The organism is Sphingobacterium sp. LRF_L2, assembly GCF_965644235.1.
In the GTDB taxonomy this organism is placed as follows: domain Bacteria; phylum Bacteroidota; class Bacteroidia; order Sphingobacteriales; family Sphingobacteriaceae; genus Sphingobacterium.
In genome coordinates this window covers 44,135-67,038 of record NZ_CBFFRI010000005.1, presented here as the reverse complement: position 1 = coordinate 67,038, position 22,904 = coordinate 44,135, and the positions used below count along the sequence as shown (strand labels likewise).

The window sequence follows — 22,904 nt, the reverse complement described above, 5'->3', positions numbered from 1 at the left end:
TATTTGTTAACCTGCACAATTTAAGGAATTTCAGAAAGAAGCTATAGCACAAAAGATTACTAAGAAATCTTATCCCAAGAGATCCCAGGACTACGCTGAGAAAGATAATGTACCAACAACCTGTTCTTCTCGAGCTGAAGATTAGGATCTTCTTTAAATAGCTCCAGCACGGAGCTTCTGGCCTCGGTGAGAATCGCTTGGTCTGACGCAAGATTGGCTATCTTCATTTCCAATATGCCTGATTGCTGTGTTCCTGATATATCTCCTGGACCACGAAGTTGTAGATCAACTTCTGCGATTTCGAATCCATCTGAAGTTCGAACCATCGTTTCGAGACGCGTGCGTCCTTCTTTACTCAGCTTATTTCCTGACATCAAAATACAAAAGGACTGTTCAGCACCTCTTCCCACACGACCGCGTAATTGATGAAGTTGCGAAAGTCCAAAACGTTCTGAATTCTCGATGATCATCACAGAAGCATTGGGCACATTCACTCCAACTTCAATAACTGTGGTCGCCACCATAATTTGTGTTTCTCCCTTTACAAACCGCTGCATCTCGAAATCTTTGTCCTTCACAGGCATCTTGCCATGCACAATACTGATCTTATACCCTGGCAACGGAAATTCGCGTTGTAAATTTTCTAATCCAGCCTCCAAAAAAAGCAAGTCCATCTTCTCACTTTCCTTAATTAGGGGATACACAACATATACTTGCCTTCCTTTAGCAATTTCGTCACGCATAAAGCCGAAGACCCGCAATCGCTGATTTTCAAAAAAATGTACCGTCTTAATCGGTTTACGTCCAGCAGGCAATTCGTCAATAACGGAAATATCGAGATCACCATACATTGTCATCGCTAATGTCCGAGGTATTGGTGTAGCTGTCATAACCAACATGTGAGGCGGAATTACATTTTTTCTCCAGAGTTTCGCCCGCTGTTCCACACCAAAGCGATGTTGTTCGTCGATAACGACGAAACCGATATTTTTAAACTTGACTTTATCTTCTATTAAGGCATGTGTACCTATCAGAATATCCAGCGATCCATTTTCAAGCTCTTGGTGCACCAACCGCCGCTCCTTTGTGGACGAGGATCCTGTGAGCAAGCGAACACGGCAGATATCCTCTCCCAACAACGCTGTTATACCGGCAAAATGCTGTTGAGCAAGAATTTCAGTAGGAGCCATCATACAGGCTTGATAGCCATTATCGATTGCCAATAACATAGACATCAAAGCCACAACAGTCTTACCGGAGCCCACATCTCCTTGCACAAGTCTATTCATCTGTGCTCCGGTATTGGTATCTAAACGTATTTCTTTAATAACTCGTTTTTGCGCATTGGTCAGTGGAAAAGGCAACCGGTCATTGAAGAATGTTGTAAATCGCTCTCCGACCTGGCCAAACCTGTGTCCTCTATATTTTTGTGTATTCAATTGTTTATTCCGCAAGAGACGTAGCTGAATAAAAAAGAGTTCTTCGAATTTTAATCGCCGAATAGCGGCATTTAACTCGTTAACCTGTTGAGGGAAATGAATCGAAAGCAGTGCCTGTGGGTATGCCAATAGCTGATGTTTCTCCAAAATATAAATTGGCAACGGTTCTTGTAAGCTTCTATAAACCGTCTCCAAAGCAGTCTGTTGTAAACGCTGTATTCCCTTTGTATCGAGGCTGAATTTCTTTAGCTTCTCGGTCGAAGAATAGACCGGCTGCATCGTTAAATTACCTATTTTCTTTTCCTGCGACTGAAATAATTCCATCTCAGGGTGCGTCACAGAGATCTGCCCATTGAATTCGGTAGGTTTACCATACATCACATACGCAGCCCCTACTGTTAAACTTTTTTTCAACCAAGTAATACTCTGAAACCAGACAAGCTCTATGCTTCCCGTATCATCTCGAAATTGACCAACGAGTCTACGCGCTCTTTTTTCTCCCACTTCTTGAATGGAGATCAAACGTCCAAGAACCTGGGCACCAATCATATCGGCATGAAGCTCCCTTAACTTGTGAAATTTGGTTCTATCAATATAACGGAAAGGATAATACTGCAGAAGATCACCAATGGTGAAAACCTGCAACTCTTTTTTCAAGACATCAGCTTTCTGAGGCCCTACGCCTTTCAGGTATTCGATCGGAGTTATTACAGATAAATCAGCCATTTTATTAGAGTGGCTAATTTAAGAAAATTATTCTTTAGCACTCATCACTAAAAAGGCTAGTTATCGCCAACCTCTTCATCATAAATAAAAACTGGCTTGCCTTCTTCGCAAACTATTCCGGACGGCTCCCGAAACGCCTCACAACTAATAAATGCAGAGATAAGCGGGGCATAGACTTTAATCAAGGCATTATAGTCCTCTACCATCACTTTCAACTTTGCCACATCGACAGATTCATGATAAATAAGCCGACCTTCACCACAGACGCTATTCATATCCATTTTTAACCAGACAGACGGATCTGTGCAGACTTCTGGTTGAGCAAACGCTTGTATAGCGTCATACTTCTCTCTTTCAAGCTCCGACAGTTCCTCTTCGGATAGATTTGTGTAAGATAGATCGTCCTTTGCACAAGATATTAATGTGATCGCAATAATAACAAAACAACGCACAAGCGATTTGAGATGCAGTAATTTCATATCTATTATTTTTTATTTATTCATTTATAATTTCTTGTTCTTGAATAAGAACAGGCTTCCCTTTTACACAATCTATCCTTATAGGAGGAGAAACAAAACGACAATCCGAAAAAGCATTGTATTTTTTGTTAAATGCTTTCTGCGCTTCTGTAAATTTGGAAACTAGAGCGAGAAAAGCTTTTACATCAATGGATTTAGGATAGGCTATATAATGGGTTGGCCCGCCACAGGCCTTGGCACCGATTGCTGCAAACAACCATTCTTCAGTACCCGTACAGGGGACGTCTTTTACATAAGCGTCAATCCTTTCCGAAAGAAGCATCAAGTGTTCTTCATCTGTCGATCTGGTGCTCTCGCTGACTTTTTCACAAGATGTACACAGGAAACCGATAACAACATAAAGTAATACGAATTTATTTTTCATAACGGTCTTTTATTGGGCCCATTTTTACTTCTTTAAACGTCAACAAACAACAAGACGCGACAGCTGCTTTTTCAAAAGAAAAATAATTTTCGCATCTCCTCGTATCGCAGCTCTATTAATGAAACGTCATGCACATGCCCCTCTTTTCTTTTTATCCTTCCTGTAAAAGCCAACGGACCGTACCGGCGATACTTCAAATAAAAAAGCCGCTAGTTTATCACATAGCGGCTTTTTTGTAAATATATTTTCTACTATGCTTTCCAAGCAATAACAGATATTTCAACATTTACATTTTTTGGCAGCGTTTTTACGGCTACACACTCACGCGCAGGCTGATTTGCTGTAAAATATTGCGCATAGACTTCATTAATCGTCGCGAAATCGCCCATATCGCTGATAAAGATTGTGGCCTTCACAACATCTTCAAATGTGTAATCTGCATTATTCAAGATGGCCTGTACATTTTTTAGAACTTGGTGTGTTTCATCTGCAACACCAGAAGTAACCAATTCCATGCTGCCAGGAATTAACGGAATTTGACCGGACACATATAATGTGTTGCCTGCTTTGACAGATTGATTGTACGGACCGATAGCTGCAGGTGCTTGGTCGGTATTTAAGATTTGCTTTTGAGACATATTACTTTATTTTGAAAAAAAAATCTTGTAAATAATAGCCAATAAAAAAACAGAAATGGCCATAATATTCATGACACGCATTGCTTTTCGATTAAATCGAGAGGATTTTGAAAGTTCTGGTCGATTCTTATTGGGTTTCATATATAAATTATCTATTTTCTAAAGGCCATATAGAATATCCGGATTTCCTTTGGAGAGCTCCCTTCGTTCGGTTATCTTCGATGAGCCCTTCGGGTTATTTTCATTTGTATTTGTGTTTATTCATCGTGTTTAATTCTAACGGCATCAATGAGCTCATTACATTCGGTTTGCAATGATGAACATTTCATGTATATCTAATTTACGTGGCAGAGTTTAAATTAGCAACCCTGATTTCAATTTAATCATGCCACCAGATCTTTTAATATAACAAGTTATTATATGGATACCGAGCATTATGCAAATCAACAACGATCTGATACATTTTCTCCTTGAACTCTTCTACATTTGTTTTGTTGGTTGCCGAAATGAAGATCGCTGGATCAGAATTCTTCGCCATCCAGGAATTTCTAAAATCTTCCAATGTAACTTTTATTTCCTCTCCTTCCTCATCCTCGGCTACAGGAGCTTTGTAGGCATCAATTTTATTAAATACGGTAACGACCGGTTTATCCAAGGCATTAAGCTCTTTTAATGTCTCATTTACAGCCTGGATGTGATCTTCAAAATTGGGATGCGATATATCTACAACATGGATAAGTATATCTGCTTCGCGCACTTCATCAAGTGTAGACTTGAAACACTCTACAAGATGATGGGGTAACTTACGAATGAAACCAACGGTATCGGACAACAAGAAGGGCAAGTTATCAATGACGACTTTGCGGACAGTTGTATCTAAAGTCGCGAAAAGTTTATTTTCGATGAGTACCTCCGACTTGGAGATCATATTCATGATGGTCGACTTGCCGACATTGGTATACCCCACCAAGGCCGCACGGATAAGTTCGCCACGATTTTTTCGCTGCGTCTCATTTTGCTTATCGATTTGTTTTAGGCGGTCTTTAAGCAAGGAAATCTTATTTAAAATCATTCGGCGATCGGACTCAATCTGACTTTCACCAGGCCCACGCATTCCGATTCCGCCTCGCTGTCTTTCTAAGTGGGTCCACATGCGCGTCAGACGAGGTAATAAATATTGAAGCTGAGCTAGTTCAACTTGGGTTTTTGCTTGAGCAGTCTGCGCATGTTTCGCAAAAATATCCAAGATCAGATTCGAACGATCCAATACTTTGACCTGAAATTCCTTTTCAATATTTCGAAGTTGAGAAGGAGATAACTCATCATCAAACACAACCATATCGATTTCCTCAGCTTTAATATGCGCTTTAATTTCTTCCAATTTTCCACTTCCTACGAAAGTAGCCCGATCTGGATAAGCCAGTTTTTGCGTATAAATAGCTTTAGTCGCTCCACCAGCAGTTTCGACCAGAAAGGCCAATTCTTCCAGGTACTCATGTGCTTTTGCCTCTGTTGTATCTGGAGTTATGACAGAAACGAGTATAGCTGTTTCTTGCTTTATTGCGGTATCGTATATTTTTGTTTTTGCCATTTGTCTTCTCTTTTTTATGGTAAAATGCCTGTACAATAGGCATTAGAAACGTTGATGTTGTTTGTTATACTGGAACCAGCAAGCATTTTACGGCATAAAGTTCTACCATCCGCTTGTTATTCTGTTGCCTACTCGCTTTTTTTCACGCGAATAAGGATACAAAGATAATTGTTTTTATGTACTCTTCGTTCTCCTAGGTTATTACGACAACGTATTTCGTTTCAAATTATGTAAATTTGAAGCAGTTTATTATGCTATTCAGCATAACCTTTTGAAGAAGAGATCATGGAACCGCAATACATGCAGAATAAAGAGGTACAATTTATCGACTGGGGACTAGTAGACTATCAAGATGCTTGGGACCGACAGGAAGAGGTTTTTGCAAAAACGCTGGCCGTCAAACAAGACAATAGAGTCAACAGCCTGCACGAGCCAACTCCAAACCACCTTATTTTTACAGAGCATCCTCACGTTTATACGTTGGGAAAAAGTGGACATCCAGAATATTTGCTTTTAGATGAGCGTGGTCTCATAGAAAAAAAAGTAAAATTTTATAAAATTAATCGCGGAGGAGACATTACCTATCATGGTCCCGGCCAAATTGTAGGCTATCCTATTTTAGATTTAGATAACTTCTTTACCGATATTCATCTTTATCTCCGCACATTGGAAGAAGCCATTATTCTTACTTGTGCAGATTATGGCATTCAGGCAGGTCGCTATGAGGGATATACAGGTGTTTGGATTGATGCCGACAATGAGCGCGCTCGTAAGATCTGTGCGATGGGTGTTCGGGCATCCCGCTGGGTAACAATGCATGGCTTTGCCTTTAACGTCAACTCGGATCTCAGTTATTTCGGTAATATTATACCCTGTGGAATTGACGATAAAGATGTCACCTCGTTGGAACGTGAATTAGGATATACGTTAGATTTAGCTGACGTGAAAGATAAGCTGAAAAAACATATCGCAGATCTTTTTGGTATGCGACTCGTCTAAACAGTTCGATTGAATTGGCATTTTCTTGCCAATTATCCTGCCGTAGAGTTGCGCCATTGTTGCAACTCTCTATCCAACAATGTAATTTGTTTTTCTAGCGATTGGATTGTTTTATCCTGAGATTCGATAACTTTATATAAAGCATTTGTCATGGATGATTCTGATCCCGAAAGAATGGAATCATCATTCTGGTACATTTTTCCTTCCCCCATAATCAGCCAGGTCGGATTAACGTCTTTATGACTGCACAAAATAGTCGCGATTGCGTCAGAATTTAGAGCCGATTGTTTTTGGATTCCTTTAAAGTTTGCATAAGATAAGCCGAGCTCCTTAAAGAAGTCCGTTTTACTAATTCCCTTACTCTCCGCTATAGCCAATACTCGATCTTTGATGTTCGTCATTTTTTATCGTTTATCTTTAAGAACCCCCAAGGTCATCTGCAGTATAATACATTTTAGCGGAAAACAATGCTAGAATCCATTGTTTCTCGCACATCAAAGAGTGCTGTTTCTTCATAGCGAGTGGCCACCGAAAGTTTTATCTGCATACAATGAGATTCAAATGTTTGGTAAACTTGTTCGACTGTATTATTTTCGCCCGACAGATGCGATAGAATCAGGTGCTTGAGGCGTGGCGAATGATTTTCCACAAAGGCTTCCAAAGAAAGCGTATTAGATAGATGCCCCCAACCACTTCGGATTCTATTTTTCAGGTAAAAAGAATAGCGTCCTTTTTCAAGCATTTCCTCGTCGTAATTCGCCTCTAAGAGTAATACATCACTGTGCTGTATTACATGTTTAACATTTTCACAAATCCGTCCGACATCCGTCAAAACACCAATATTTGTTTGGCCGTCGCTAACGAGAAAACTACAGGGCTCTTTGGCATCATGATATTTGGGTATACCATATACCGTCAGCCCCCCTACATCGACCTTATCGTTTGGCAATATCAGCCGCACCAGATGTTCTGGCAGATGTAAACGGGAACCTTTATAGGAACCGGCCGTGATATAAACGGGAATTTGGTAACGCTTACAAAATACTGATAAGCCACGAATATGGTCGGTATGCTCATGCGTAATAAAAATAGCATCAATAGCCGATGGATCTATACCTAGGTTAGCCATGCGTAGTTCGACATGCTTTGTGTTAATCCCTACATCAATCAGAATCTGATGTGTATCCGTCCCCACATAGTAACAATTTCCATTACTTCCGGAAGCAAGCGCACTATATTTCATAAATAATTATTTATAAGCGTTAGAGTTCATTGGAATAAATAAGCTCATTTCACTTGTTCTAACTTTTAAGATCCTTTGGAAATCCAGATTTCCTTTGGAGAGCTCACTTCGTTCGGCTATCTTCGAGGTTATTTGCATTCGTGGTTGCGCTTTGCAAGCATGGACATTTCATATTAACATTCTGGCAAGCTCAAAGGCACTTTGATAGCAAGGCCACCATCTGCCGTTTCTTTATATTTCACATTCATATCTTGCGCTGTATCCCACATTGTGCTCACCACAGCATCGAGACTCACTTTCGCTTTATCCGGATTGGAGTTTAATGCCAACTGGGCTGCCGTAATCGCTTTTACGGCCCCCATAGTATTACGTTCTATACAGGGAATTTGTACTAACCCACCAATAGGATCACAGGTAAGGCCTAGATGGTGTTCCATAGCAATTTCCGCAGCCATCAACACTTGTCGTTGTGATCCCCCGAGGCATTCGGTTAACGCTCCTGCAGCCATCGCAGAAGAAACTCCTATTTCTGCCTGACACCCACCCATAGCGGCCGATATTGTAGCTCCCTTTTTAAAGATAGATCCTATTTCTGAGGCTGTAGCTATAAATTGAATGATCTTGTCGTCTTGAAAACTATCGTGAAAAGTAATATAATATTGCAATACAGCCGGTATAACGCCCGATGCTCCATTGGTCGGCGCTGTCACAACCCGCCCAAAAGAAGCATTTTCCTCATTAACAGACAATGCAAAGCAACTCACCCAATCTAAAATATAAGCAAATTCTTTTCCTCCAGTGCGAATTGCGTTAATCCATGACTCATAATCCAGGTATTCCCTTCCCTGCAATAAACGCTTATTCATCTTCGCCGCTCTACGTTCCACGTGTAAACCACCTGGCAATACTCCCGTTGTATGACAGCCTTTGTAAATGCAGTCTTTAAGCGTATGAAAAATCTGCAGAACCCCTTCTCGCGTAACTTCTTCCTTCCGCCAAGCCAGTTCATTCTCCATTACCAATTCAGAAATTTTCAGTCCCGTCCGCATACACCAGACCATCAACTCTTGAGCTGTATCCACAGGAAAGGGTAAATCGATTTCACTTAAAGCACCTTCGGCATCTTCTTCTTGCACGACAAATCCACCACCAATCGAATAATAAGTTTCAGAAATAGCCGTCCCATCTTTTAAAAATGCCTGAAAAGTAACAGCATTTGGATGAAAAGGTAAACTTTCGGAATATAAAAAAGAGAGATCGTTTTTGTAGGAGAAAGGGATTCGATGTGTTGCCCCTAAAGTGATTTCTCCCGAATTCTTTATCGTATCCACCTTAGGCATAACCTGATAAACATCAAAGGTGACAGGGTCATCCCCACTGAGACCAAGCAGAACCGCAATATCTGTACCGTGCCCAACACCTGTTTTCGCTAAGGAGCCATAAAGCAAGATATTGATGCCTTCCACGGCATACAACGCCTCTCTATTTTTCAGAACGTCGATGAAACGTTGTGCTGCACGCCAAGGTCCCAACGTATGTGAACTGGAGGGGCCTATACCGATCTTGAACATATCAAAGATGGAGATACTTTCTTTCGCCATTTTCAGAATTTAAGCTGCACAAAAATATCGTTTAAACAGCAAGATAGGGAATTATTCCTAGCAATTTTTAGAACCAACAGTTAGCAATATGCTAACTATTTTGTACCATTCTTAAAAATTTTACATTTACGCTCTTTTCAAGCCACCAACTCTCTAGATTAAAACACCGAATTTCAACAAGTTAAATACAAAAAACCTACTCCCGATCTTTAAATCCCGTCAGCAAATTGAAACTTTCTATTGACACTGATAGGTAATTTACCACTGGCACGCACCTGTCCCAATAGAACTTTCAGTGCAGCTTTCTGCATAAAGCTATCATTCTGGTAACCCATAATGATTGAGGCACTGCGATAGATCGGCACATTGTCCAGCGCATAGGGATTCGTAAACATAACCGTTATTGTACGTCTGCCAGCAAGCTTATTGACAAAGGCCTTAATAGCATCACTCAAATCAGACTCACTTTTCGGTCTTGGACGATTATCGTGTATCACGAGCACAATTTGTGCATGCCCGCGAATTTGCTTCGACAGGTCTTTCAACTCCTCCTCTGTTTCCTTTCCTGTAATGAAGAAATTTGTACTTTTTGCAAGCTGCTCTGTCAATCCTTTTTCGAAATCTTGAGGCTTATTGATCCCTAAGGAGACGATTGCAGTTTCCTCACTTTTTACAAAGCCCTTGATTTTTTTATCTGCTTTTAGCACTGTGACAGATGCTTCAGCCAAACGTTGTACAAGAAGCTTTGAGGAGGGACTATTCAGATCCGCAAATAGATTTTGTAAACCAACCGGGCGATATTGATGAAGCCCTAACCAGTATTTTGCAGCTAAAACACGCTTTACCCGGGCATCAAGTTCAGCCTGTTTCAACCGACCGTTCTTTACGGCCTTTTCTACTAAATCTATTGCTCTCGCACTGTTTTCGGATATTTCCAACAAATCGTGCCCTGCTTCAATAGCCATCACATCAGCCTCTCCGTTTGGAAAAAACTTTTTCACACCTTTCATATCCATTGCGTCAGTAACTGTAAGTCCTTTGAAACCTAACTCTTTCCGCAACAAATCGGTCACTACTTTTCGAGAAATAGAGGATGGAATATTTGGAGTAGCATCCAAAGCAGGAATATTCATGTGTGCCACCATAATCGCTGGAGCCCCCGCTTTAATGAGCTCTCGAAACGGAAAAATCTCTAGGGTATCTAATCGTTTCTTTGAAAAGTTGAGCTGTGGCAAATCATGATGGGAATCAACATCAGTGTCTCCATGTCCTGGAAAATGTTTAAGCGATGCTATAATACCTCCATTGACCATACCATCCATATAAGCTTTTGCTTTTCTGGTTACATTATACTTACTATCCCCAAAAGACCTAAAATTAATAACAGGATTTTGCGGATTGTTATTGATATCAACTACCGGTGCAAAATTAAAATGCATCCCCAGTCGTTTGAAATCTTTGGCCACTTGTAACCCCATTTCATACAGTAGATGCTCATTTTGAATTGCTCCAAGCGTCATTTGATAAGGGTATGATATCGTGGAATCTGGAAGACGCATACCTAACCCCCATTCCCCATCATAGGTTACCAAAAGAGGTACTTTGCTCAATTTCTGATAACGATTTAACATCTGGGCATGACCTACTGGCCCTCCTTGAAAGACCACCAATCCACCCAATTGCTCTTTTTGGATAACCAACGCTACAGAATCTATATATTTTGCGCCCAAATTTGTGTGTGCACGAACGAGAAACAACTGCGCTATACGTTCTTTTGGTGTCAATTTACTGAACACAGAGTCTACCCAAGCATGCTTACTGTTGATAAATGTTACAAAATCTACTTTCTGTTGTGCACTAGCGTATGTGCAGACAATCAGCATCCAAAAAAGAAAAATCGCTTTTTTCATCCTATTTTAGTTCCTTACGAGGAATCGAATTACGTTAAAAAAAATTGAACTCACAAATTTAAGCGTGTTTAAAAAAAAACATGCACAATACCGCATGTTTATAAATCGTATTTTTTTTCTAGGAGTAGGGCCAGGTCTAAGCTATTGGTAATATCTTCATTCGCTTCTCTTTTCCAAAGCATATCAATAATGAGAAGCAAAAATTGTGTTTCTAACTCTGGACTTTCATACCCCAACTCTGTGAATGCTTTCACAAGAATAGGCTGTACTGGTTTCATAAATTGTTCATGCTGTTGCTTTGAGAACCCATTATGAGACAACCGTTCTTGTAATTTCCAAAACAGAGGCTCTTCTGTCACGAGTTTACTAGGCAAGAAAATCATATTCCTTAAAAAATCTTTCGGATTTTTATACATCATCATGCCACGATGATGTGAAAGGACACGGCGATAACCCGCTTTTACTATATTGGCAAGCAACGAATCTTTATTTCCAAAATGTTTAAAAATCAACGCTTCAGAAACACCCGCTTCCTGTGCAATCTCTTTAGTCGAGGTATCCACATAGCCTTTGGTAGCAAACAGGGAAAGCGCTACTTTCATAATCTTCTCTTTACGGCTTATAGTCGTATCTTTCATCTGAAACTATTTTTAACAAAGATATCATTTTTGTAGGTACAGCTTTTTCCATTTTTTATATGCAATGTATTTGTTGCTGTACAGTTTATACATTTAATTTCCTTCAACTATTTGCTAAGAACCAATGGGACCTTGAACGCGAGTGCATACATCTAGATCCTAATCCTAAGGATTGGAAAGAAGTACGCCTCCTGCCTGTTGGAAAATAGTCTTCTTTTTTTCAAAGACAGCGTCATCTATAGCCTTCGTTAATGTTGTCAATATTGCCGTTGAAAAGCCCTGTTGAAGGCTATCCATAGCGGTATAATACACACAAAATTCAGCGGCCAATCCACAAACATGGACTTCTGTTACATTCTTATCTTTCAGATACCCTGCTAAACCCGTACTCTTCTGATGTCCATTATCAAAAAATCCAGAATAGCTATCTATTTCTACATCCGTCCCCTTTCTAAAGACTGCTTCTATTCTTTTAGTATCCAGACTAACAGACAGTGCCGCTCCTTCAGACTCTTGTATACAATGATCTGGCCAAAGTGTCTGATTCAAACCATTTACTATAATCTGATCGAATAGTTTATGATCTGCATGTTGGGAAGCAAAACTCTTATGTCCCTCAGGATGCCAATCTTGCGTAGCTATGACCAATTCATATCCTGACTGTATCTGATTTATTTTTGGAATGATGGTATCTCCGTCTGGAACAGGCAAAGCTCCTGTTGGCAGAAAATCATTCTGAATATCTACGATAATAAGTGCTTTCATCGGATTCAATCTATGGTTAACATGTATCCAATACTTCTGATATTCGTTATCTTGATGCGCTCATCTTTGGATAAATATTTTCGAATTCTACTAATAAACACATCCAAACTACGCCCAGTGAAATAGGTATCATCGTTCCAATATGCCCTAATAATCTCCTCTCGCGGAACCACCTCATCCTTATGCTCGAAAAGCCGACGCAGCAACTCCGTTTCTCTAAATGATAACTTTTCTTGTTCGTCGCCAAAAGTTAACGTAGACTTGATGGTATCTAAAACATAATGACCTATTGCAAATTGCTTTGCTGTTGTCGCCGTAATCACTTTTTTTGTTAATGATTCAATACGAACAATAAGTTCCTCTATCTTGAAAGGTTTGCGCACATAATCATTTGCACCGAGGTGAAAGCCTTTGACCACGTCTTCGGTTTGCGTCATAGCCGTAAGAAATAATATAGGTGTACTTAGATCTACCTTGCGTATTTCCTGTGCCAAGGTGAATCCATCCATTTGAGGCATCATAACATCAAGCACGACAATATCGGGCTTCCGGTGTTTGAAAGCAACAAGAGCTTCACGACCGTTTTCTTTATGGTTTACCCGAAAACCATGTGCCTCTAAGCTGTCTGCCACAATAAGCGCTAGACTCGTTTCATCTTCGATATACAGAACATCAACCATTTTCTATTTCTTTGGTATTTTGATCTTAAAAGTACTACCTTTTCCAAATTCACTTTTTACACGGATGCTACCGCCATGTTGTTCTACGACATGTTTTACATAGGCTAGTCCTAAACCGAACCCCTTTACATTATGCAAATTCCCTTGAGGAACTCTATAAAACATATCAAAAATACTGTCGACATGTGTCGCTTCTATTCCATCGCCTTGGTCAATTACCGCAATAAAAACCGCTTCTTCATTCTCCTCGATAAGGATCTTAATCTTAACAGGTTCCCTAGATGAATATTTGATCGCATTATCCAGTAAATTACTGAGCACATTTTTGATATGCGCTTCATCCGCAGCGAACATCAAGACATCCTCTTTTGCCTCACAAGTCATTTCCACAGACTTCTTAGTTCCGATACGCGCCGTCTCCAACGTATTTCTGACAACAGCAATTAAATCAAATGGACGCTTCACTACACGTATGCGATGCGTCTCATCAACATCCAACTGCAAAACTCTTTCAATCATATTACTTAGATGTTCCAGCTCCGACTTCGAAATATCAAGATATTTGTTCATACGAACTTTATCATCACTCGCCACAAAACGTTGAATGGCTTCCACCGCCGCCATAACTGTTGCGACAGGGGTCTTGAGTTCATGAGTCATATTATTGACGAACGCCTTTCTCAATATGGCTAGTTGGTTCTGTCTGCGAATCGTCTTGAACAAATATAAAAAAGTACCCGTAAAAGCGGTCAACAATAATAGAGAAAATAAAATCTGCCCCGTTAGCCTAATCAGCAAATAAGGGAAAGGATTTTCAAATTTAGCAATCAAAAACTGCTCATTCCCTGGATTTATAAGAATAGGACGCGTGATAAGTTCTCCCTTTTTTGCACGTTGTTCTATAAAATGCTCAAATTTATCGCGATTGATAACTTCTGTCGTTAATTGAAAGCCTATTTGAATACCATTCCGTTGTAGGGCTCGGGCGAGTCGAGGTTCTAAGGTATCCAACAATTGCGCATTGAAATCCATTTTTTCCAAAAGATAGAGCGGCAACAATTGATTGGACTCTTCTTTGTTCCGTTCATTCTCTGGAGATTTCCGTCCACGCCAACGCCTCACATCACTCGTATCAAGCACGTACTGTAGCGGTTTTAAATCCAAATCCGGATAAACTTTATTTAACAGCATCATAAGCCCCCGATGCCTTCTATTCGAATCTGCAGAGTCTGCTGCGGCCAGCTTACCATTTTCCGAAAACTCTTTTTGGTAGTAATTCTGCAATACATTGAACAACGAACGCTCCGCTGTTCCTATAAACAACTCTCGTTCGCTTTTATAACTGCCGTAAAGCCAAAAAGACAATACAAGCATAATTCCAGCAGCTGTCAAAATAATGACTGCAAGCAGAAGATTATATTTCTTAAACATCATGAATACAAATGTAATTTAGGAGATTGAAAGCACATTCGCAAACGATCAAATTTTAACAAAATATATGCTTTATTAACACTTTGGAGATATCCATCGCTATAAATTCACACTTTAAGTTGTTTTAAACGATATTTACTCCCTTAAACAATTATGATATTTTAACAAAATATAACACTCATTAACCAATCTATTTTCATTACTTTTGCTCCCAAACATTCAGTATGAATCATTTTTTCAAGAGAAGTATTGGCTTTTTAGGGGGGATAATCCTAATTTTTATGCTAGCGATAGGTTGTAACAAAGACATGAGTGTCATGTTGGACAATTCTGCTACAGGAAATGTGGGCGTATCTTTAATAGATACTTTTACGATAAATACGTCAACGGTTCAATTAACAAGTATACCATCCGCCTCAAGAGGATCGGTATTAGTTGGACGAGTTAGCGATCCTAGCTATGGAAGTATTTCTTCTAGCTCTTATTTTCGATTGGGTTTTTCATCATTTACAAATGACATTCCGGAAACAGCTGTATTTGACTCCATTAATCTTGTCCTTAAACCCAATAATTCGCGGTATTATTTCGGGGATACAACGAAAACACAAACTATCCGTGTCCATCGTTTAACACAAAGATTGGAAACAAAGACTGCAAACCCTTTATTCCCAAATCAATCATTGCCTGTATACGTAAGTGGTGCATCTATCTTTTCCTCACAAAAATTCACGTACGAAGAAACACCTCTTGGCGAATTGACCTTTCGTCCTCGTGTTACAACAGTCGATTCGTTAACCATTAAATTAGACAACAGCCTCGGTAACGATCTATTTAATCTTATAAAACTAAAAGATATTAAGGTTTCTTCAAATGAAAACTTTATCGATTATTTTAAAGGAATGGCGCTTGTTCCAGATGACGAGAACACCGTTGCGTTTGGGTTTAGCGATACTGTTCAAGTGAAGGTAAATTACAATTATTTCGCTGCTGATGGGAGCAAGAGGAGAGGCGAAAAAGTATTGAATATTACAGATAGAACATATCAGTATAATCAAATCGATTATGATAGGACAAACACCTCCTTTGCCTCTCTATCTGCCACGAACAGAGAAATAAAGACATCGGAAACTGATGGTGAAACGTTTATACAATCTGGCAGTGGTGTTGTAACAAAAATAACTTTCCCTTCTTTAAAAGATTTTTTATTAGAAGAGAATCTTTCGGTCAACAAAGCGGAGCTCGTCATAGAAACAAGCAATAGTGGTACTGGAATGTATGCAGCACCAAGTGCGGTACAACTGTTCATCGCTGATAAGGAGGGGATTCCTGTTTCTTATGTCTCAATACCTTACAGACCTCAGAATATACAACAGACGGCTCTAGTAACAGAATCTCAAATAGGAAAAAATAACCGTTACACATTTGACCTGATTCAATACTTAAAAAATTTAAAGTCAAGTTCTACTTACGATGAGGTTTCTTTCTATCTAAGCAGTGCAGAACCGACTTTATTCTCCACATTTAATACTGCTTTCATTGCAAAAGAGAATGAAAAACCAAAAATAAAATTGAATATATTGTACACTAAATTTAAATAATTTATGAATAAGAAAAATTGGCTATTATTAATCTTAGCCTGTGCTGTTGCTTTTACGTCCTTTAATTCCTGTAAAAAAGATAACGATGATGATAGTACAGACACGGGGCCAACGGAATGGACGAAATCGGTCGTTTTCAAGAATGCCCCAAGAAGCGGCGCTGCTTCCTTTACAATAGCAGAAGAAAATAAAGCGTATGTAGTAGGTGGTTATGTAAACCCAACTGTTGGCATTTCCCTAGATGGAGCAGCATTTAATGGAACAGCCTGGAGCAATATCGCTGACTTTACAGGCCCAGCAAGACATGAAGCTGTAGGGTTTGCTGTAGGAGGAAAGGGCTATGTAGGGACAGGACAGAATCTACAAAATGAACTTTTTAAAGACTTCTATGCTTACAACCCTTCAACAAATTCCTGGACTGAAGTTGCTGAGTTTCCAGGAGAGGCTCGCCATGGCGCAGTGGCTTTTAGTCTTGGTCAATATGGATATGTTGGACTCGGAAGAAACGTTGCCGGCCAGAACCTAGGGGATATGTATAGATATAATCCTATGACAGATTCTTGGACTGAAATGGAGAATTTGCCTTTTGTTGATAAGACATCCTACGCGTTTAGCTTCGTAATCGGCGATAAAGCGTACGTAGGTGGTGGGTATACAAATAGTAATGATCTGCCTGACGGATTCTACTCCTTTGATGGCACAAACTGGAAAACACTGAATAGCTTGAACCGTTCTGACGACAGCTATACCTACGATGCTAGAAAACAACGCGCAAGCACGTTTGTGATAGGTAACTATGGTTATGTCGTAAGCGGAAAAGGCACATCTGGTAGCGTAACAAGTACTGTTTGGAAATACGAGCCGTCAACAGACTCTTGGACAGACAAACACCAAGCTTTGACAAAAGATGCGCGTGAGAAAGCAGCAGGCTTTTCTATCGATGGAAAAGGATATGTTGTTACAGGTGTATCTGGTTCTACTGTTTTTGATAACATGTATCAATTTACTCCGGTACGATAATCTAATTTTACGGATTAAAAAAAGCGGAATGAGTAACTCTCATTCCGCTTTTTTATGTTCTCTCCGGTTCTCAGCATGCGTTCATATCTTCAATCGCTTACATCAATCCACAAAGCACATTCTGATTAAACGCTTTTCATATTTACTTCACATAACATATATAAACGAAGTTGCAGAGATTAAAATTATACATGATCAGATACAACTTCATAATGCACATTCCCAAACAAGCGTGATATAAAAAACAGAAGGGCTTTATCAAAGAATGATAAAGCCCTTAAACTCCTTAAGAAGAAGAGACTTAAATTAGACCTCTCTTACTTAATAATTCAGCAATTTGCACGGCGTTTGTAGCAGCACCTTTTCTTAAATTGTCTGCAACAATCCAAAGATTTAATGTTTTATCTTGTGATTCATCGCGACGGATACGCCCCACCAAGACTTCATCTTTTCCATGAGCGTCTTTAGGCATTGGGTATTTTAAATTTGCAGGATCATCGACCACAATAACTCCTTCTTGCGAAGCCAAGAGTTCGCGAACTTCGTTTACATCAAATTCGTTTTCGAATTCGATATTTACGGATTCCGAATGCCCCCCCATCACCGGTATACGAACTGTAGTCGCTGTAACGCGAATAGTGTCGTCTCCCATGATTTTGTTGGTTTCCTTGATCATCTTCATCTCCTCTTTCGTGTACCCATTCTCTTGAAATACGTCGATATGTGGGATAACGTTCAAATCGATTTGGTAAGGATACGCTTTTTCTCCCTCTTTACCTGCACGTTCATCCATCAGCTGATTAACCGCCTTAACACCAGTTCCTGTAACCGACTGGTAAGTAGAAACGACAACACGCTTGATTTTATATTTTTCATGTAGCGGTTTTAAAACCACAACCATTTGTATTGTTGAACAATTAGGATTTGCGATAATTTTATCTTCAGCAGATAAAACATCACCATTTACCTCTGGCACGACCAATTTCTTAGAGGGATCCATACGCCAAGCCGATGAATTATCGACTACGGTAATCCCTGCTTCCGCATATTGAGGGGCAAATTCTGTTGAGGTACCTCCACCAGCAGAAAATAAGGCCACTTGAGGTTTAAGTGCAATAGCTTCCGTTGGAGTCACGACCTTATACTTCTTTCCCTTGAACTCGATTTCCTTACCCTTGCTCTTTTCTGAAGCAACGGGAATCAATTCTGTTACGGGGAAATTACGTTCTGCTAAAACGGTCAAAATCTCTGACCCAACAAGGCCTGTTGCGCCTACTACTGCAACTTTCATACTTAATTTATTTTGTTTGTATATTAAATGATTAAATTTTTCTTAAATTTATTCCAAGGAACCAAACATACAAAATAAGCCGCTCCTTTTATAATTTATTATGTAAAATTTAACAAAAGTTTCGCCCAAACTTTTAAAAATTAATCAAAACATGCTCATTTTACTAAAAATTAAACAACAATTTTTATTGTTCTTTTTGATATTTTCAATCAACATCCCCCATGCGGTAGGCCAACTCATCATCACAGAAATCATGGCAAATCCATCGGGAAACGTTGTTTTTCCTAGCGAATACATTGAGCTGTACAACCAAGGGCCTTCAACGGTTTCATTGCAAAATATACGCTTAAAAGTTGGGGGCAACAGTATCGAATTGGAAAAATCTTTTTTAGCAGCAAAACAATACTTGTTATTGACGAAGGCTGATCAAGTCAGTTCTTTCGAACAATTTGGCAACGTTATAGGCCTCCCTACATGGCGATCCTTAACAAACCAAGGGATTTCGGTGGCCTTGATTGGAGCGAATGATGAAATCCTAGACGAAATCACATACCATGACTCTTGGTATGGAAATACTTCAAAGAAATCTGGAGGGTGGAGCCTAGAACGTATCAGCCCTGTGATTTCCTGCCATAATGCACAGACGTGGAGAGCTTCTGAAGATGCGCTAGGAGGCAGTCCCGGCAAGCAAAATAGCATTTGGCAAGAAGATTTTCTGCCAGAGCTTCACGCAACAATACTGGAAACCTCCGATAATAAACTTGTTCTTTCCTTCAACATGAGTGCAGACGACATTCAATTCGATGCAACAACAACGATATCTTTTTCTACTACAACCTCCCACATACTAGATTACAAAAACTATACGGACTCTCTGGTATTATTTCTTAATCAAGCTCTCCAAAAGGACATGGAACATACCCTTTATCTTAATAACATTCGATGGTGCAATCATACTTACTCGATTTCAGCACCTTTTCTTATCCCTTCTGCAACGGAATTCAACGACATAGTCATTAACGAGATCTTGTTCAATCCGAAGACTGAAGGTGTCGATTTTGTAGAAATTTATAACCGTTCAATGAAAGCTATAGACCTCAAATCCTGGAAAATAGGCAATCGTACCATTACAGAGAACGCACACATTATTCTTCCGAAAGAATATCGTGTGCTAACCACCTCTGCAGAAAGTGTGTCAAAAGATTATCCAAAAGCCGTTTTAAAAAATTTTATCCCTATGGCTAGTTTGCCCGCCTATCCAAATGAGAAAGGCACGGTAACCCTGTCGAGTGGAACAGTTATGGTTGACAGCCTTTATTATCAAAACAATATGCATCAACCATTTTTGACGAACACGAAAGGTATTTCACTAGAAAGACAGGACCCTGAATATGGAACCAATGAAGCCGGAAATTTCTCTTCTGCCTCCACAATGGAAGGAGGTGCAACGCCGGGTTACCAAAATTCAAAATCGGTCATGGAGAGCACCTCAAAAGACAATCTGCTATTGAAAACAAAGGTCTTCTACCCGCAAGCTAATGAACAACAACAAAATATCCTATTGCAGTACAACTTTAGCTTAGACCATATGATGCTTAATCTTACACTCTTTAATGATCGAGGTCTGGTCGTAAACCGATTAATCCGTAACAAAAGCACAGGAACAACTGGTGATATTTATTGGAACGGCCTTGATGAGGCTTCACAGCAATGCCCAAACGGCATTTATATATATTCCGCTGAGATCTACAATTCAGCGGGTCATTTTCAGCGATTTAAAGGAAGTTTTGTACTGGTTAACGAGCAGAAAAACTATTGACTTATGCTCAAAAAATGCCCTATCTTTGTCCAATGAAAGAGCGTATTATTTTAATTGGTGCAAATGGTCAAATCGGCTCCGAATTGGCCATTGCCCTACGTCAAAAATTTGGCGACGAAAATGTCATCACATCTGATCTCAAAGAACCAGATAAACTTAAAGATGGCGAGATATTTGAAACCATCAATGTACTCGATAAACAAGCGTTAAGGGAGTTGCTTGAGAAATATAAACCAACACAGATTTATCTTTTGGCAGCCATGCTTTCCGCAACAGGAGAACAATATCCACAGAAAGCCTGGGATCTCAATATGAACGGTCTTCTCCATGTATTAGACCTCGCTCTAGAGCTCGGGATTAAGCGAATATTTTGGCCAAGTTCCATTGCTGTTTTTGGTCCGCATTCCCCGAAGAATCAAACTGCCCAATATTGTATCATGGATCCAAATAGCATCTATGGTATCAGCAAATTAGCCGGAGAGAGATTATGTGAATATTATCACCTAAAATATGGATTGGATATCCGAAGTGTTCGGTATCCGGGTATTATCTCTTGGAAAACAGCGCCAGGGGGTGGAACGACAGACTATGCTATTCACATTTTCTTTGAAGCCCTAAAATCGGGAAAATACAATAGCTTCTTATCCGCTCAAACGGAACTTCCTATGCTATATATGGACGATGCCGTCCGAGGAACCATTGCACTCATGGAGGCTCCATCAGCACAGCTTCGCATTCGATCTAGTTACAATTTGAGCGGCGTATCTTTTACTCCTGAACAGATAGGGAAAGAAATTAAAAAAATTCTTCCTAATTTTGAGCTGTCGTATGTCGATAATGACCCTCGTCAAGCAATAGCTAACTCGTGGCCAGCAAGTATAGATGATTCTTATGCACGTGAAGACTGGGGTTGGAAGCCAACATTTGATTTAGAGGCACTGACAAAAGACATGATTGAAAACCTCAAAACAATTTTATAGAAATGGGTAGAGCCTTTGAATTTAGAAAAGAAAGAAAATTTAAGCGCTGGGCCAAAATGGCCGTACAGTTTACGCGTCTAGGTAAAGAAATTGCCATGGCTGTGAAAGAAGGAGGACCTCACCCGGAAAACAACTCTCGTTTAAGAACAGCTGTACAGAATGCTAAGGCGGTAAACATGCCAAAAGATCGCGTAGAGGCGGCTATTAAAAGAGCTTCTGAAAAAGATGCAAAAGGGTATGAAGAGTATGTATACGAAGGATATGGCCCGCACGGAGTACCCGTTCTTATTGAAACCGCAACCGACAATACGAATCGTACGGTCGGCAATATACGGAGCTACTTTACGAAAGCTGGTGGATCTCTCGGGAAAACAGGTTCCCTCGATTTCATTTTCCAACGCAAATCTATTTTTCGCTTTGATGCAAAAGAAGAACTGGATGTGGAAGAGTTAGAACTGGAACTAATTGATGGAGGATTAGACGAATTGTATGTAGAAGCCGATGAAGAGGGAAACGACATTGTTGTTGTCCAAACTTCTTTTGAAGATTTCGGAAATATGCAAAGCTTACTTGAACAAAAAGGCATAGAAGTTAAGTCTGCAAAGCTGGAACGTATCGCTCTTTCGCATACTTCGATTACCGAAGAGCAAGCTGCGGAGGTTCTAAAAATGATCGACAAAATTGAAGAAGATGATGATGTACAGGCTGTATATCATAATATGGAATAATTATTCTTTTTTTTCGTAAAAAGGAGGGCCATATAGCCCTCCTTTTTATTAATATTTCCTAAATTTAGCACCTTAAGATGACAACATTTGAGGATTTTTTTGCAAAAAAGAAGATAAACATTTCACTTCTACAAACGAATGAACGCTCTTTATATGAGGAGTTCAGGGTTCACTATGCCCAAATGGGAGAGAAAAGTTTTGATCACAGCAAGAAATTCTGGTTTAATAAACTTAGGAAACGTTATCTGTTAGTAGACGAAGAAGTAATTAAAGTACAACCTCAGGTAACTTCAACCGCCGTCAAAATTGATGAACAAAGAGCAGACGAAAAAACCGTCACGGTTAAACCTGCAGGCTTTAAACCACGGTTCAAAGCAGGAGCTGCTTCGTCATCAGCCGCTATCGATAAGACAATTGTAGAGGACACAGTAGAGACTAAAAACGATAAAGAGAAATCATCGGGAGACGGCTCTAAACCTAGTGGCTTTAAACCGCGATTTAACGTTAGTACTGCAAAACCTGAAAAGGAAGAGACCGATACTGCTCCTAAAATAGAGAACAAAACAGGAACGGAAGACTCCACAGCTAAGCCAATAGGTTTTAAACCGAGGTTCAAAGCAGGGGTAACCAAAAATACAGCGGACGAGGTAAGTCCTGCGGAAAACACAGACGCCGCTCCTACAACGGAAAACAAAACACAATCCGAAGATACGCCCGCAAAACCGCTTGGGTTTAAACCACGGTTCAAAGCAGGGCTAACCAAAAATACCACTGATGAAGGAAATCCTGCGGAAAACATCGACATTGCGCCTACAGCGGAAAATAAAACACAATCCGAAGATACGCCCGCAAAACCGCTTGGGTTTAAACCGAGGTTCAAAGCAGGGGTAACCAAAAATACACC

General features: G+C 39.9%; 20 protein-coding genes. 6 read left to right on the top strand and 14 right to left on the bottom strand.

Annotation, left to right across the window (positions count from 1 at the left end):
• Window positions 1-59: 59 nt before the first annotated feature.
• From recG to hflX, 5 genes are all read right to left on the bottom strand, one after another.
• Window positions 60-2,165 carry an ATP-dependent DNA helicase RecG gene (recG, locus tag ACSZOX_RS11760; protein ID WP_437920174.1) on the bottom strand — a complete coding sequence of 702 codons (2,106 nt, stop codon included), beginning with the start codon at window positions 2,163-2,165 and terminating at the stop codon, window positions 60-62.
• Between the two features lie 56 nt (window positions 2,166-2,221).
• Window positions 2,222-2,644, bottom strand: coding sequence for a hypothetical protein (locus tag ACSZOX_RS11755; RefSeq protein WP_437920173.1), 423 nt, complete (start codon window positions 2,642-2,644; stop codon window positions 2,222-2,224).
• 16 nt (window positions 2,645-2,660) lie between these two features.
• Window positions 2,661-3,068, bottom strand: a complete 408-nt coding sequence (locus tag ACSZOX_RS11750) for a hypothetical protein (RefSeq protein WP_437920172.1) — start codon at window positions 3,066-3,068, stop codon at window positions 2,661-2,663.
• A 251-nt stretch (window positions 3,069-3,319) separates the two neighbouring features.
• Window positions 3,320-3,706 carry a RidA family protein gene (locus tag ACSZOX_RS11745; RefSeq protein ID WP_437920171.1) on the bottom strand — a complete coding sequence of 129 codons (387 nt, stop codon included), beginning with the start codon at window positions 3,704-3,706 and terminating at the stop codon, window positions 3,320-3,322.
• 400 nt (window positions 3,707-4,106) lie between these two features.
• Window positions 4,107-5,297 (bottom strand): GTPase HflX, encoded by a 1,191-nt coding sequence (gene hflX, locus ACSZOX_RS11740; protein WP_437920170.1) that lies wholly within the window; start codon window positions 5,295-5,297, stop codon window positions 4,107-4,109.
• A 285-nt stretch (window positions 5,298-5,582) separates the two neighbouring features.
• Between hflX and lipB the strand changes: the two genes are divergently transcribed.
• Window positions 5,583-6,296, top strand: coding sequence for a lipoyl(octanoyl) transferase LipB (lipB, locus tag ACSZOX_RS11735; RefSeq protein ID WP_437920169.1), 714 nt, complete (start codon window positions 5,583-5,585; stop codon window positions 6,294-6,296).
• Between the two features lie 32 nt (window positions 6,297-6,328).
• On the opposite strand, the gene ACSZOX_RS11730 is transcribed toward lipB, so the two are convergent.
• The 8 genes from ACSZOX_RS11730 to ACSZOX_RS11695 all read right to left on the bottom strand — a co-directional run bounded on the left by ACSZOX_RS11730 (window position 6,329) and on the right by ACSZOX_RS11695 (window position 14,567).
• Window positions 6,329-6,697 carry a hypothetical protein gene (locus ACSZOX_RS11730; protein WP_437920168.1) on the bottom strand — a complete coding sequence of 123 codons (369 nt, stop codon included), beginning with the start codon at window positions 6,695-6,697 and terminating at the stop codon, window positions 6,329-6,331.
• 53 nt (window positions 6,698-6,750) lie between these two features.
• Complete coding sequence (locus ACSZOX_RS11725; RefSeq protein ID WP_437920167.1) at window positions 6,751-7,539, bottom strand: MBL fold metallo-hydrolase; 789 nt, start codon at window positions 7,537-7,539, stop codon at window positions 6,751-6,753.
• Window positions 7,540-7,712: 173 nt separating this feature from the next.
• Window positions 7,713-9,140 (bottom strand): L-serine ammonia-lyase, encoded by a 1,428-nt coding sequence (locus ACSZOX_RS11720; protein WP_437920166.1) that lies wholly within the window; start codon window positions 9,138-9,140, stop codon window positions 7,713-7,715.
• 209 nt (window positions 9,141-9,349) lie between these two features.
• On the bottom strand, window positions 9,350-11,050 hold the full coding sequence (locus ACSZOX_RS11715; protein WP_437920165.1) for a glycoside hydrolase family 3 N-terminal domain-containing protein: 1,701 nt from the start codon (window positions 11,048-11,050) through the stop codon (window positions 9,350-9,352).
• A 98-nt stretch (window positions 11,051-11,148) separates the two neighbouring features.
• Entirely contained in the window at window positions 11,149-11,688 is a 540-nt protein-coding gene (locus ACSZOX_RS11710) for a TetR/AcrR family transcriptional regulator (protein WP_437920164.1), read from the bottom strand.
• A gap of 165 nt (window positions 11,689-11,853) precedes the next feature.
• Entirely contained in the window at window positions 11,854-12,453 is a 600-nt protein-coding gene (pncA, locus tag ACSZOX_RS11705; RefSeq protein WP_437920163.1) for a bifunctional nicotinamidase/pyrazinamidase, read from the bottom strand.
• Between the two features lie 5 nt (window positions 12,454-12,458).
• Window positions 12,459-13,133, bottom strand: a complete 675-nt coding sequence (locus tag ACSZOX_RS11700; RefSeq protein WP_437920162.1) for a response regulator transcription factor — start codon at window positions 13,131-13,133, stop codon at window positions 12,459-12,461.
• A 3-nt stretch (window positions 13,134-13,136) separates the two neighbouring features.
• Window positions 13,137-14,567, bottom strand: a complete 1,431-nt coding sequence (locus tag ACSZOX_RS11695) for a sensor histidine kinase (RefSeq protein WP_437920161.1) — start codon at window positions 14,565-14,567, stop codon at window positions 13,137-13,139.
• 221 nt (window positions 14,568-14,788) lie between these two features.
• On the opposite strand from ACSZOX_RS11695, the gene ACSZOX_RS11690 reads away from it, so the two are divergent.
• A complete protein-coding gene (locus ACSZOX_RS11690; RefSeq protein WP_437920160.1) occupies window positions 14,789-16,162 on the top strand; it encodes a DUF4270 family protein in 1,374 nt (457 codons plus the stop codon).
• 3 nt (window positions 16,163-16,165) lie between these two features.
• Window positions 16,166-17,182 (top strand): Kelch repeat-containing protein, encoded by a 1,017-nt coding sequence (locus tag ACSZOX_RS11685; protein WP_437920159.1) that lies wholly within the window; start codon window positions 16,166-16,168, stop codon window positions 17,180-17,182.
• Window positions 17,183-17,483: 301 nt separating this feature from the next.
• Here ACSZOX_RS11685 and ACSZOX_RS11680 read toward each other — a convergent pair whose 3' ends face one another.
• Complete coding sequence (locus ACSZOX_RS11680) at window positions 17,484-18,473, bottom strand: aspartate-semialdehyde dehydrogenase (RefSeq protein WP_437920158.1); 990 nt, start codon at window positions 18,471-18,473, stop codon at window positions 17,484-17,486.
• Window positions 18,474-18,624: 151 nt separating this feature from the next.
• Between ACSZOX_RS11680 and ACSZOX_RS11675 the strand changes: the two genes are divergently transcribed.
• From ACSZOX_RS11675 to ACSZOX_RS11665, 3 genes are read left to right on the top strand one after another with little or no spacing between them, the layout of a single operon-like run.
• A complete protein-coding gene (locus tag ACSZOX_RS11675) occupies window positions 18,625-20,292 on the top strand; it encodes a lamin tail domain-containing protein (RefSeq protein WP_437920157.1) in 1,668 nt (555 codons plus the stop codon).
• 32 nt (window positions 20,293-20,324) lie between these two features.
• Window positions 20,325-21,272 carry an NAD-dependent epimerase/dehydratase family protein gene (locus tag ACSZOX_RS11670; RefSeq protein WP_437920156.1) on the top strand — a complete coding sequence of 316 codons (948 nt, stop codon included), beginning with the start codon at window positions 20,325-20,327 and terminating at the stop codon, window positions 21,270-21,272.
• 2 nt (window positions 21,273-21,274) lie between these two features.
• A complete protein-coding gene (locus tag ACSZOX_RS11665; RefSeq protein ID WP_437920155.1) occupies window positions 21,275-22,000 on the top strand; it encodes a YebC/PmpR family DNA-binding transcriptional regulator in 726 nt (241 codons plus the stop codon).
• Window positions 22,001-22,904: the final 904 nt, after the last annotated feature.